The organism is Pseudomonas sp. HB05 (assembly GCF_016756915.1).
Taxonomy (GTDB): domain Bacteria; phylum Pseudomonadota; class Gammaproteobacteria; order Pseudomonadales; family Pseudomonadaceae; genus Aquipseudomonas; species Aquipseudomonas alvandae.
Genome location: NZ_JAESPG010000051.1, coordinates 1 through 12446 on the forward strand (window position 1 = coordinate 1; position 12446 = coordinate 12446).

Sequence of the window (12446 nt, forward strand, 5' to 3'; positions counted from 1 at the left end):
GGGGGGGGGGGGGGGGGGCGCCCGCCGGGGTGGCGCCTGCCCCCCCCCCCCCCCCCCCCCCCCCCCCCCCCCCCCCCCCCCCCGCTCCCACAGAGGATGTAAGCAGCACAACAATTTGGGCCAGCCATCCACCCTGGCCTATGCTGCACCCATCACTTTTAGTTTTCGGTCGATTTTCCCATGGGTCGCAGTTTTTCAATCCTGCTCTTGTTGCTGCTGACGCTGCCCGCCGCCGCGCAGATCTACAAATACACCGACGCCGACGGCAACACCGCCTACAGCAACCAGCCGCCTGACGGGGTACCGGCTCAAGCCGTGGAATTACCACCGCTCAACAGCGTTGAAACCCAGGCCCCGATCAACCCCGACACACCCCCAACGCCAGAAAACACCAACGCGCCGCGCAAAGCCTACGAGCTGTTGGAGCTGACCGACATCCCCACCGAAGAGGCCCTGCGTGCCAACAACGGCACTTTCACCGTCAGCGTTAGGTCGCAACCACGCTTGCAGAGCCCACATCTGTTCAGGTTGCTGCTCGACGGCCAGCCTTACGGCCAGCCGAGCAACGTGCCGCGCCTGCAACTGGTGAATATCGATCGCGGCGAGCACAGTCTGGCGGTCCAGGTAATCGACGGGGAACGTCTCGTGCAGCAGAGCGAAACCGTCACCTTCACCGTGCAGCGAGTGCACCTGCCATGATTCGCCCGCTGGTCGCCCTTGGCCTGTTGCTGATCGCAATGCCTGGCCTGGCGCAGGTCTACACCTACATCGACGCCCAGGGCAATCGCGTCTTCACCGACCAGCCACGCCCCGGCAATGCCAGGAAAGTACAACTGCCGCCCGGTAATCGCATGCCGACACCCGCCGCCGGCATCAACTCGACAATGCCGGTCGAATCGCCACAACCCGAGCCCTTGTTCCGTTACGAGATGCTCCGACTGTTGATTCCCGAACCGGACGCCACGATACGCAGCACCGCCGGGGAGCTGATCGTCACCGCGACCAGCGAACCCGGCCTGCAAAGAGGCCACCGCTACCGTCTGCTGCTGGACGGCAAGCCCACCGCAGAGCCAGGGCCCAGTCCGGTATTTGCCTTGAAAAACATCGACCGGGGCACCCACCATCTGGCAGTGGAAATCCTGGATGAGCAAGGCCGTATCGTCGAACGCACCGCCAACCAACCCTTCCACATGCAACGCATGTCCCTGGCGCAGAAGCGCCGCGTCAAGCCCTGCGCCATAGCCGACTATGGCCAGCGTCCCGAATGCCCCCTTGCTGAAAAACCCGAAGAAGAAAAACCCAGCATCCTGCCGTTCTTCTAAAGCCGCCCAGGGTCGCGCACTATATTGGTGCAATACGCTGCACGCTACCCAGTTTCAAATCCCATTTTGGTTCGAAAGTACCCGAAAAAGCTGGCAGAACGCCACGCAACTGGGCGAATAAAGGCCTTTTGAGGCTCTAAACGCTTCTTTTCGGAGCCTTGGTTTGGTTTTTGCATTTTGCTGGTATCAGCGCATTAACCGCGCGCGCGATTTGGGGGCCTGCCCTCGATCGCTACGCTTTAAAAGAGGTCCTGATGACCATTAGCGACGCACTACACCGCTTGCTGCTCGACAATCTCACCACCGCGACCATCCTGCTCGACGCCGAACTGCGCCTTGAGTACATGAACCCGGCGGCGGAGATGCTCCTGGCCGTCAGCGGCCAGCGCAGCCATGGGCAGTTCATCAGCGAACTGTTTACCGAGTCCGCCGAAGCGCTCAATTCCCTGCGCCAGGCCGTGGAACAGGCGCATCCGTTCACCAAGCGCGAAGCGATGCTGACCGCCCTGACCGGCCAGACGCTGACCGTCGACTACGCCGTAACGCCAATCCTGAACAACCACGCGACGCTGCTGTTGTTGGAAGTCCATCCCCGTGATCGCCTGCTGCGCATCACCAAGGAAGAGGCGCAGATCTCCAAGCAGGAAACCAGCAAGATGCTGGTGCGCGGCCTCGCCCACGAGATCAAGAATCCGCTCGGCGGCATTCGCGGCGCGGCACAGCTGCTTGCCCGGGAACTGCCGGAAGAGAGCCTCAAGGACTACACCAACGTCATCATCGAAGAAGCCGACCGCCTGCGAAACCTGGTGGACCGCATGCTCGGCTCGAACAAGCTGCCCTCGCTGGCGTTGTGCAACGTCCACGAAGTCTTGGAACGCGTCAGCAGCCTGGTCGAAGCCGAAAGCCAGGGCTGCATCACGTTGGTGCGCGACTATGACCCGAGCATTCCCGACGTCTTGATCGACCGCGAACAGATGATCCAGGCGGTGCTGAACATCGTGCGCAACGCCATGCAGGCCATCAGCAGCCAGAACGAGCTGCGCCTGGGTCGCATCAGCCTGCGCACCCGAGCCATGCGCCAGTTCACCATCGGCCATGTGCGCCATCGCCTGGTGACCAAGATCGAGATCATCGACAACGGCCCAGGCATTCCCCAGGAACTGCAGGAAACCATCTTCTTTCCCATGGTCAGCGGCCGCCCGGACGGTACCGGGCTGGGGCTGTCCATCACCCAGAACATCATCAGTCAGCATCAGGGCTTGATCGAATGTGAAAGCCACCCCGGCCACACCACTTTCTCGATCTTCCTGCCACTGGAACAAGGAGCCACATCGACATGAGCCGTAGTGAAACCGTGTGGATCGTCGATGACGACCGTTCTATCCGCTGGGTCCTGGAAAAAGCCTTGCAACAGGAAGGCATGACCACCCAGAGCTTCGACAGCGCCGACGGGGTGATGAGCCGCCTGGCCCGTCAGCAGCCGGACGTCATCATCTCCGACATCCGCATGCCCGGCGCCAGTGGCCTGGACCTGCTGGCGCGGATTCGCGAGCAGCACCCACGGCTGCCGGTGATCATCATGACCGCCCACTCCGACCTGGACAGCGCCGTCGCGTCCTACCAGGGCGGTGCGTTCGAATACTTGCCCAAGCCGTTCGATGTCGACGAAGCCGTGTCCCTGGTCAAGCGCGCCAACCAGCACGCCCAGGAACAACAAGGCCTGGAAGAAGTGCCGGCCCTGGCCCGCACGCCGGAAATCATCGGCGAAGCGCCGGCGATGCAGGAAGTGTTTCGCGCCATCGGCCGCCTGAGCCATTCCAATATCACCGTGTTGATCAACGGCGAGTCGGGCACTGGTAAGGAATTGGTTGCCCACGCCCTGCACCGCCACAGCCCGCGGGCGGCGTCGCCGTTTATTGCGTTGAACATGGCGGCGATCCCGAAGGACCTGATGGAATCCGAGCTGTTCGGCCATGAGAAAGGCGCGTTCACTGGTGCCGCCAACCTGCGACGCGGACGTTTCGAGCAAGCCGACGGTGGCACGCTGTTCCTCGATGAAATCGGCGACATGCCCGCTGACACCCAGACTCGCTTGCTGCGCGTACTGGCCGATGGCGAGTTCTATCGAGTAGGCGGGCATACACCGGTCAAGGTCGATGTACGGATCATCGCCGCGACCCACCAGAACCTGGAAACCCTGGTCCACGCCGGCAAGTTCCGGGAAGACTTGTTCCATCGCCTGAACGTGATCCGTATCCATATTCCGCGCCTGGCGGACCGTCGCGAAGACATCCCGACCCTCGCCCGGCACTTCCTCGGCCGCGCGGCCCAGGAACTGGCGGTCGAGCCCAAGCTGCTCAAGAACGAAACCGAGGAATACCTCAAGAACCTGCCATGGCCCGGCAACGTCCGTCAGTTGGAGAACACTTGCCGTTGGATCACGGTGATGGCGTCGGGTCGCGAAGTGCATATCAGCGACCTGCCACCGGAACTGTTGAGCCTGCCACAGGATTCGGCGCCGGTGACCAACTGGGAACAGGCCCTGCGCCAGTGGGCTGACCAGGCGCTGGCCCGCGGCCAATCGAGCCTTCTGGACAGCGCCGTGCCGAGCTTCGAACGCATCATGATCGAAACCGCTCTCAAGCACACCGCCGGCCGCCGCCGCGACGCCGCCGTGCTGCTGGGCTGGGGCCGCAATACCTTGACCCGCAAGATCAAGGAATTGGGGATGAAGGTTGATGGCGGGGATGATGACGAGGGGGATGAGGGCTGATCAGCCTTTGACCCTTCGCTGAATTTGAAGGCCCAATCGCGAGCAAGCTCGCTCCCACAAGGTTTTGCGGTGTTGCGACTATCACCGCCGTCCTGTGGGAGCGAGCTTGCTCCGGGCGGCGATCCGACGATGCTTTTAAAAGCTTCGTGCACCGCATCAATGCACTACGAACCGCAATTGCACATGCACCTCCAGCCAAAACCAATCGACCCAGTTCGAAAAAAACCGCACAAACAAAAGCAAAAGCCCCGGATTACGGGGCTTTGCGCATCTACAACAATGTTTTTGTGACAAGCCGTTTAAAACTGGCACGCCCCCTGCAATAGCTAGATCACTACCCAGTTTTGGGGACCTTGGTACAGGCAGGCCGGGGATTCCCCTCTTTTATACCGGGCTCATCTAGCCCACTGTTTTGGGGGCCTTGATACAGGCAGGTCAAGGTTTCCCTTCTTTACACCCAGGGCCCTGCGCCGAGCGCGAGCCCTCCCGTTTTGGGGACCTTGGTACAGGCAGGCCGGGGATTCCCTCTTTTATTGCTCCTGGAGACGGATCTCCAGCCGCCAGCGGTCATCGACTTCGCTGCCGGCCCACTCCCCTCGCAACGAACGCGCCGCCACCAGCGTCAGCAACAAGCCCTTGTCACTCAACCGCACCCGCCAATTCACGTCCTTGCCGTTGAGCTTGAGCTGGCCCTTCTGCGGTGACCCCTCTGCGTCGAACAACAGCGCCACCGAGCCGTCGATGATTTCCCCGTGCAACTTGGGTTCGTTGTTGAACCAGGCTACCAGCCCGCCGTTGGTGACCTCGACCTGCTGCAGCACGCTCGGCTCGGGTGTGGTCAGGCGGCCGATCATCAACCCGATCATCATGCCGAAAATCGCCAACGAGCCCATCACCCGAGGCATTAGCTTCGAACGTCGATCAGTTTGCGGCGTAGAATGCCGCTCATCTTCATCTGCGGAGCCGTGCATGTTTCACGTCATCCTTTTTCAACCGGAAATCCCGCCGAATACCGGCAACGTCATCAGGCTGTGCGCCAACAGTGGCTGCCACCTGCATTTGATCGAACCGCTGGGCTTCGACATGGACGACAAGCGCCTGCGCCGCGCCGGCCTCGACTATCACGAGTATGCCACTTTGCAGCGGCACGCCGACCTGGCCAGTTGCCTGGAGAGCCTGGGGCATCCACGCCTGTTCGCTTTCACTACCAAGGGCTCGCGGCCGTTCCATGACGCCAGCTTCGTCGCCGGTGATGCGTTCCTGTTCGGCCCCGAGAGCCGCGGCCTGCCAGCCGAAGTGCTCGACGCCCTGCCGGCGGAGCAACGCTTGCGCCTGCCGATGCGCGAAGGCTGTCGCAGCCTGAACCTGTCCAACACCGTGGCGGTAGCGGTTTACGAGGCGTGGCGGCAGAACGGCTTTCAATAACACCGCATAACAAATGTGGGAGCGGGCTTGCTCGCGAAGACGGAGTGTCAGTTGGCATCAATGTCACTGACCCATAGCCTTCGCGAGCAAGCCCGCTCCCACATTGGACTTGCGTCGACCGTTTACTGAACGGTCGCGCCGCCTTCCTCTTGCATGCGCTGCAGCTCTTGCGCGTACAGGGCATCGAAGTTCACCGGGGCCAGCATCAGGGCCGGGAACGAACCGCGGGTCACCAGGCTGTCCAGGGTTTCGCGAGCGTACGGGAACAGGATGTTGGGGCAGAACGCGCCCAGGGTGTGGCTCATCGAAGCGGCATCGAGGTTCTTGATCAGGAAGATCCCGGCCTGTTGCACTTCGGCGATAAAAGCCACTTCGTCACCGTTTTTCACGGTAACCGACAGGGTCAGCACCACTTCGTGGAAATCGTCTTCCAGGGCTTTCTGACGGGTGTTCAGGTCCAGGCCTACGCTCGGCTCCCACTGCTGGCGAAAGATCGCCGGGCTTTTCGGGGCCTCGAAGGACAGGTCGCGGACATAAATGCGCTGCAAGGAGAATTGCGGTGCGGCTTCTTCTTCAGTGGCAGCAGTGTTCTGTTGGTCAGTCATCGCAGATCCTTCTTACTTCAGTTCTGTTGATAGGAATTCAGGCCTTGAGCAGCGCGTCGAGCTTGCCGGCGCGCTCCAGGGCGTACAGATCATCGCAACCGCCCACGTGGGTGTCGCCGATCCAGATCTGCGGCACGGAGGTACGCCGGGCCTTCTGGGTCATTTCGGCGCGCAGTTGCGGCTTGCCGTCGACCTTGATCTCTTCGAAAGCCACGCCTTTGCTCTGGAGCAAGTGCTTGGCTCGGGAGCAATAGGGGCAGTAATCGCTGGAGTAGACAACTACGTGGGGCATTCACTTCACCAGGGGCAGATTGTCGGCTTTCCAGCTCGCAACGCCACCGGACAGTTTGGCGGCAGTGAAGCCGGACTTCATCAGTTCGCGGGCAAGGGTACCGGCCTGCTGGCCTTGGGCGTCCACCAGGATCAGCGTCTTGGCCTTGTGCTTTTCCAGTTCGCCAACGCGCGCGATCAGTTTGTCCTGCGGAATGTTCAGCGCGCCGACAATGTGACCGGCGGCGTATTCCTTGCTCGGGCGGATATCGACCACCACGCCGGCATCCTTGTTGACCAGCGCGGTCAGCTCGCCAGTGCTCAGGCTGCGTCCGCCGCCCTGCATCGTATGGGCCAACAGCAACGCCAACAGTACGACGAAGATACCGACGAGAATGTAGTGGTTAGTGGCAAATTGAATCAGGTGAGCAACCATCGAAGGAGGTTCCAGGGCGTTAAAATGTCGGCCAGTATACACAGCACACAAGGCCGGCCAAACCCCGCCCGGCGGTGACGGCACCGGAACTTACCTTTAAACTGCCCGTCCCTTTTCCATCGTCTTCTTTCAACCAGCCACGAGTGGATTCCATGACTACCACGCCTAAACCTTTGGTCCTGATGATTCTGGACGGCTTCGGTCACAGTGACAGCCACGAATCCAACGCCGTATACGCGGCCAGCAAGCCTGTACTGGATCGCCTGTGGGCCACCGTGCCGAACGGCTTGATCTCCGGCAGCGGCATGGATGTAGGCCTGCCCGACGGGCAGATGGGCAACTCCGAAGTCGGCCACATGAACCTTGGCGCGGGCCGCGTGGTGTATCAGGATTTCACCCGGGTGACCAAGTCGATCCGCGATGGCGAATTCTTCGAGAACCCGACCATCTGCGCCGCGGTGGATAAAGCCGTGGCCGCCGGCAAGGCCGTGCATTTCATGGGCCTGCTGTCCGATGGCGGTGTGCACAGCCACCAGGATCACCTGGTCGCCATGGCCGAATTGGCCGCCAAGCGCGGCGCCCAAAACATCTACCTGCACGCCTTCCTCGACGGTCGCGACACGCCGCCGAAGAGCGCCGAGTCGTCGATCACGTTGCTGGACGACACCTTCAAGGCGCTGGGCAAGGGCCGGATTGCCAGCCTGATCGGCCGCTACTTCGCCATGGACCGTGACAATCGCTGGGACCGCGTCGCCCAGGCCTACAACCTGATCGTCGACGGCAATGCCGAATTCCACGCCGCCACCGCCCAAGAAGGCCTGCAAGCCGCCTATGAACGCGGCGAAAGCGACGAATTCGTCAAGGCCACCACTATCGGCGAGCCGGTAAAAGTCGAGGACGGCGACGCCGTGGTGTTCATGAACTTCCGCGCCGACCGAGCCCGCGAATTGACCCGTGTATTCGTCGAAGACGATTTCAAGGAGTTCGAGCGCGCCCGCCAGCCGAAACTGGCCGGTTTCGTGATGCTGACCCAATACGCCGCCAGCATTCCCGCGCCATCGGCCTTCGCCGCCGGCAGCCTGGAAAACGTGCTGGGCGATTACCTGGCGAAAAACGGCAAGACCCAGCTGCGCATCGCCGAAACCGAAAAGTACGCCCACGTGACATTCTTCTTCTCCGGCGGCCGTGAAGAACCCTTCCCAGGCGAAGAACGCATCCTGATCCCATCGCCGAAAGTCGCCACCTACGACCTACAGCCGGAAATGAGCGCGCCGGAAGTGACCGACCGCATCGTCGATGCCATCGAGAACCAGCGCTACGACGTGATCGTGGTGAACTACGCCAACGGCGACATGGTCGGCCACAGCGGCGTGTTCGACGCAGCGGTCAAGGCGGTGGAATGCCTGGACACTTGCGTGGGTCGCATCGTCGACGCCCTGGAGAAAGTCGGTGGCGAAGCCCTGATCACGGCGGACCATGGCAACGTCGAGCAGATGTCCGACGAGTCCACCGGCCAGGCCCACACCGCCCATACCACCGAGCCGGTGCCGTTCATCTATGTCGGCAAGCGCGATTTCAAGGTCCGTGACGGCGGCGTGCTGGCTGACGTGGCCCCGACCATGCTGATGTTGCTGGGCATGGAAAAGCCGGCGGAGATGACCGGGACCTCGATCCTGGTCTGACCAGGCGTCGCAGCATTGAGCAGGGCTTTTGTGGCGAGGGAGCTTGCTCCCGTCGCAGATGCTTCTGGCTTGATCTTGTCGAGGGGCTGCTTCGCAGCCCAGCGGGAGCCAGCTCCCTCGCCACAGCAAGCTCGCTCCCACAATGGTTTTTGGTGTTTTTGCTCCCACAATGGTTTTTGGTGTTTTTTCGGCCAGTTATCACACAGCCCCAAATGGGCGTTTTTTTTGCAGCGTGGGGCGGGCATACTAGGCCGTCCCTTTCCCTGGTGTCGCCCGCCTCTATGCTTCGCGTCCTGATAGCCCTTGCCCTGACCTGCCTGCTCCAACCGGCCTTCGCCGACGAGCGCGCGCAAACCCAACAACAGTTGGAAGCCACGCGCCAGGACATTGCCGAGCTGAAAAAGCTGCTGAACAAGCTGCAGGAAGAAAAATCCAGCGTGCAGAAAGACCTGCGCGGCACCGAGACCGAGATGGGCAAGCTGGAAAAGCAGGTCGACGCCCTGCAGAAAGAACTGAAGAAAAGCGAATCCGAGCTGCAGCGACTCGATGGTGAGAAAAAAAAACTCCAGAGCGCGCGCACTGAACAGCAAAAGCTGATCGCCATCCAGGCTCGGGCGGCCTACCAGAACGGGCGCCAGGAATACCTCAAGCTGCTGCTCAACCAGCAGAACCCCGAGAAATTCGCCCGCACCCTCACTTATTACGACTACCTGAGCCAGGCCCGCCTGGAGCAGCTCAAGAACTTCAACGAAACCCTGCGCCAGCTGGCCAATGTCGAAAAAGACATCGAGTTGCAGCAAGCCCAGTTGCTGGTGCAGAAAAGCAGCCTCGACACCCAGCGCGAAGAACTCGAAAAGGTCCGCAAGGAGCGCCAGGTGGCCCTGGCCAAGCTCAACGATGACGTAAAGGCCCGAGACAGCAAGCTCAAGGCCCGCGAGCAAGACCAGGCCGAACTGGCCAATGTGTTGAAAACCATCGAAGAAACCCTGGCTCGCCAGGCCCGTGAGGCAGAAGAAGCGCGCCAGAAAGCGCTGATCGCCCAGCAGGAAGCCGAAAAAAAGCGGTTACGTGAAGCCCAGGCCGACGCGGACGCCGGCGACGCACCGCGCAAATCTGCAAAATCCAGCCCCGGCGCACTGGTTTCCAGTGACGGTGAAACCTTCGGCGGCGCTTTTGCTTCGGCCCGAGGCAAACTTCCATGGCCGGTCAATGGTCGATTACTTGCGCGCTTCGGTGAAACCCGCGGCGACGATACCCGCACCAAGTGGGACGGCGTGATGATCAGCGCCTCCGCCGGAAGCCAGGTGCATGCCGTACATGGCGGGCGTGTGGTGTTTGCCGATTGGCTGCGCGGCGCCGGCTTGCTGGTGATCCTCGATCACGGCAATGGATACCTGAGCCTTTACGGCCACAACCAGACCCTGCTCAAATCGGCGGGGGATGTGGTCAAGGCCGGCGAGTCCATCTCAACGGTCGGCAACAGTGGCGGGCAGGATACGCCAGCACTGTATTTCGCTATTCGCCAGCAGGGTCGCCCCAGTGACCCGGCCCAATGGTGTCGTGCGCAAGGATAAGCGCGCCCATCCAACTCAGGAGTTCGTTCGACATGCTGCATTTGTCCCGCCTCACCTCGCTGGCCCTGACGATCGCCCTCGTGATCGGCGCGCCCCTGGCTTTCGCCGCCGAGCCGGCCCCGTCGGCACCCGCCGCCACGGCCGCGACTACCAAGGCACCGTTGCCGCTGGACGAACTGCGCACCTTTGCCGAGGTCATGGACCGGATCAAAGCCGCGTACGTCGAACCGGTGGACGACAAGATGCTGCTGGAAAACGCCATCAAGGGCATGCTCAGCAACCTTGACCCGCACTCCGCCTACCTGGGGCCGGACGACTTTGCCGAGCTGCAGGAAAGCACCAGCGGCGAATTCGGCGGCCTGGGTATAGAGGTCGGCAGCGAAGACGGCTTCGTCAAAGTCGTCTCGCCCATCGACGACACCCCTGCTTCCAAGGCCGGCATCCAGGCCGGTGACTTCATCGTCAAGATCAACGGCCAACCGACACGCGGCCAGAGCATGACCGAAGCCGTGGACAAGATGCGCGGCAAGATCGGCCAGAAGATCACCCTGACCCTGGTACGCGACGGTGGCACGCCGTTCGACGTGACGCTCACGCGGGCGGTCATCCAGGTCAAGAGCGTGAAGAGCCAACTGCTGGAATCAGGCTACGGCTACATCCGCATCACCCAATTCCAGGTCAAGACCGGCGAAGAAGTCGCCAAGGCCCTGGCCAAGCTGCGCAAGGACAACGGCAAGAAACTCAACGGCCTGGTCCTGGACCTGCGCAACAACCCCGGCGGCGTGCTGCAATCAGCGGTGGAAGTGGTGGACCACTTCATCACCAAGGGCTTGATCGTCTACACCAAGGGTCGCATCGCCAATTCCGAACTGCGCTTCTCGGCCACCGGCAACGACCTGAGCGAAGCCGTGCCGTTGGTGGTGCTGATCAATGGCGGCAGCGCCTCGGCTTCGGAAATCGTCGCCGGCGCCCTGCAGGATCAGAAGCGCGGCGTGGTCATGGGCACCACCAGCTTCGGCAAGGGCTCGGTGCAGACCGTGTTGCCGCTGAACAACGACCGCGCCCTGAAGATCACCACCGCGCTGTACTTCACACCGAATGGCCGCTCCATCCAGGCCCAGGGCATCGTCCCAGACATCGAAGTGCGCAAGGCCAAGATCACCAGCGAGGCGGACAGCGAGTACTTCAAGGAAGCCGACCTGCAAGGTCACCTGGGCAATGGCAACGGCGGCGCCGACAAACCGACCGGTTCCGGTGCCAAGGCCAAGCCGATGCCGCAGGATGACGATTATCAGTTGGCACAGGCCTTGAGCCTGCTCAAAGGATTGAACATCACGTCCGGCCGCTGAGATGGGCCTGCGTTGCCTCTTCATCCTGCTGTGCCTGCTGGCGGGGGCCGTTGACGCGGCCCCCGCCACACCCTCCTCGCCGCACAAGGCTTACCTGAGCCTGATCATCGACGACCTGGGGCAAAACCTGCCTCGGGATCGCCAGGTCCTGGCCCTCCCCGGCCCGGTCACCGCCGCGATCATGCCTGACACGCCCCACGCCGCCGAATTCGCCCGCGAGGCCCATCGCGCCGGCAAGCTGGTCATGCTGCATATGCCCATGGACCCGGCCACCGGGCCGTTCGCCTGGCATCCGGATTTGCCCATCGAAGAACTGGGCAAGCGCCTCGACGCCGCGTTTGCCGCCGTACCCTACACCTCCGGCATCAACAACCACATGGGCAGCCGCATGACCGCCCAGCCCCAAGCCATGGCGTGGTTGATGGCGAATCTGCAGCAGCGGCACAAGTTTTTCGTCGACAGCCGCACCAGCGCCCAGACCGTCGCTGCCGCCGAAGCGCAGAAGATCGGCCTCGCCAGCGTGTCGCGGGATGTATTCCTCGATGACGAGCGCACCGAAGCCGCCATCGCCCATCAGCTCCAGACCGCCATCGACCTGGCCCGCCGGCAAGGCTCGGCCGTGATGATCGGCCACCCCTACCCGCAGACCCTGGCCGTGCTCGAACGCGAACTGCCCAAGCTCAAGGCCCAGGGCATCGAATGGATCGACATCAAGTCGATGATCAGCCTGCGCAGCAACCGGGCGATGGTTGGGCATGGGAAAGATGGGGTTTATCGGTAGCGACGAGCGCGTTGCCTTCATCGCGAGCAGGCTCGCTCCCACATCGAATCTGTGGCGGCCACCGCATCTGTGAATACCCTGGCAACTTTGTGGGAGCGAGCTTGAACTGGCCTAATAATTCCGGACACCTCTTAAGGGCGATATGATTTCGCCAACTTGGAGGTTCCATGAACGAAAGAAAGGTCTATACCCGCGAGTTCAAGCTGCACGCTGCCAGCATGGTGCTTGA

Annotated in this window: 13 protein-coding genes; 9 read left to right on the plus strand and 4 right to left on the minus strand. The window is 61.9% G+C overall.

The window, feature by feature from the left end; translation table 11 throughout:
- The first annotated feature begins 180 nt into the window (after positions 1-180).
- The 4 genes from JMN22_RS26385 (at position 181) to ntrC (ending at position 4095) form a co-directional block, all read left to right on the plus strand.
- Positions 181-699, plus strand: coding sequence for a DUF4124 domain-containing protein (locus tag JMN22_RS26385; RefSeq protein ID WP_198797376.1), 519 nt, complete (start codon positions 181-183; stop codon positions 697-699).
- Complete coding sequence (locus JMN22_RS26390) at positions 696-1322, plus strand: DUF4124 domain-containing protein (RefSeq protein WP_198797375.1); 627 nt, start codon at positions 696-698, stop codon at positions 1320-1322. Before JMN22_RS26385 ends, JMN22_RS26390 begins: the two co-directional genes overlap by 4 nt.
- A gap of 254 nt (positions 1323-1576) precedes the next feature.
- Positions 1577-2662: a nitrogen regulation protein NR(II) gene (gene glnL / locus JMN22_RS26395; RefSeq protein ID WP_030141467.1), complete on the plus strand. Its 1086-nt coding sequence runs from the start codon at positions 1577-1579 to the stop codon at positions 2660-2662.
- A complete protein-coding gene (gene ntrC / locus JMN22_RS26400) occupies positions 2659-4095 on the plus strand; it encodes a nitrogen regulation protein NR(I) (RefSeq protein ID WP_030141468.1) in 1437 nt (478 codons plus the stop codon). Before glnL ends, ntrC begins: the two co-directional genes overlap by 4 nt.
- A gap of 530 nt (positions 4096-4625) precedes the next feature.
- Here ntrC and JMN22_RS26405 read toward each other — a convergent pair.
- Positions 4626-5066 carry a hypothetical protein gene (locus JMN22_RS26405; RefSeq protein WP_030141469.1) on the minus strand — a complete coding sequence of 147 codons (441 nt, stop codon included), beginning with the start codon at positions 5064-5066 and terminating at the stop codon, positions 4626-4628.
- Between JMN22_RS26405 and trmL the strand changes: the two genes are divergently transcribed.
- Positions 5065-5520: a tRNA (uridine(34)/cytosine(34)/5-carboxymethylaminomethyluridine(34)-2'-O)-methyltransferase TrmL gene (gene trmL, locus JMN22_RS26410; protein ID WP_030141470.1), complete on the plus strand. Its 456-nt coding sequence runs from the start codon at positions 5065-5067 to the stop codon at positions 5518-5520. The two genes, JMN22_RS26405 and trmL, sit on opposite strands and share 2 nt — an antisense overlap.
- A 122-nt stretch (positions 5521-5642) precedes the next feature.
- Here trmL and secB read toward each other — a convergent pair whose 3' ends face one another.
- Genes secB through JMN22_RS26425 form a run of 3 tightly spaced genes read right to left on the minus strand, consistent with a single transcriptional unit; the run spans position 5643 to position 6831 of the window.
- A complete protein-coding gene (secB, locus tag JMN22_RS26415) occupies positions 5643-6125 on the minus strand; it encodes a protein-export chaperone SecB (RefSeq protein WP_030141471.1) in 483 nt (160 codons plus the stop codon).
- 37 nt (positions 6126-6162) lie between these two features.
- On the minus strand, positions 6163-6417 hold the full coding sequence (gene grxC / locus JMN22_RS26420; RefSeq protein WP_030141472.1) for a glutaredoxin 3: 255 nt from the start codon (positions 6415-6417) through the stop codon (positions 6163-6165).
- The gene (locus tag JMN22_RS26425; RefSeq protein ID WP_030141473.1) at positions 6418-6831 is read right to left on the minus strand and encodes a rhodanese-like domain-containing protein; all 414 of its coding nucleotides are present in this window, start codon (positions 6829-6831) and stop codon (positions 6418-6420) included. It abuts the gene before it with no gap.
- 152 nt (positions 6832-6983) lie between these two features.
- On the opposite strand from JMN22_RS26425, the gene gpmI reads away from it, so the two are divergent.
- From gpmI to JMN22_RS26445, 4 genes are all read left to right on the plus strand, one after another.
- A complete protein-coding gene (gene gpmI / locus JMN22_RS26430; RefSeq protein ID WP_198797374.1) occupies positions 6984-8513 on the plus strand; it encodes a 2,3-bisphosphoglycerate-independent phosphoglycerate mutase in 1530 nt (509 codons plus the stop codon).
- A gap of 281 nt (positions 8514-8794) precedes the next feature.
- Positions 8795-10087 (plus strand): murein hydrolase activator EnvC family protein, encoded by a 1293-nt coding sequence (locus JMN22_RS26435; protein ID WP_198797373.1) that lies wholly within the window; start codon positions 8795-8797, stop codon positions 10085-10087.
- 32 nt (positions 10088-10119) lie between these two features.
- Positions 10120-11436: a S41 family peptidase gene (locus JMN22_RS26440; RefSeq protein WP_198797372.1), complete on the plus strand. Its 1317-nt coding sequence runs from the start codon at positions 10120-10122 to the stop codon at positions 11434-11436.
- A 1-nt stretch (position 11437) separates the two neighbouring features.
- On the plus strand, positions 11438-12217 hold the full coding sequence (locus JMN22_RS26445; RefSeq protein ID WP_198797371.1) for a divergent polysaccharide deacetylase family protein: 780 nt from the start codon (positions 11438-11440) through the stop codon (positions 12215-12217).
- The last annotated feature ends 229 nt before the right edge of the window (positions 12218-12446 follow it).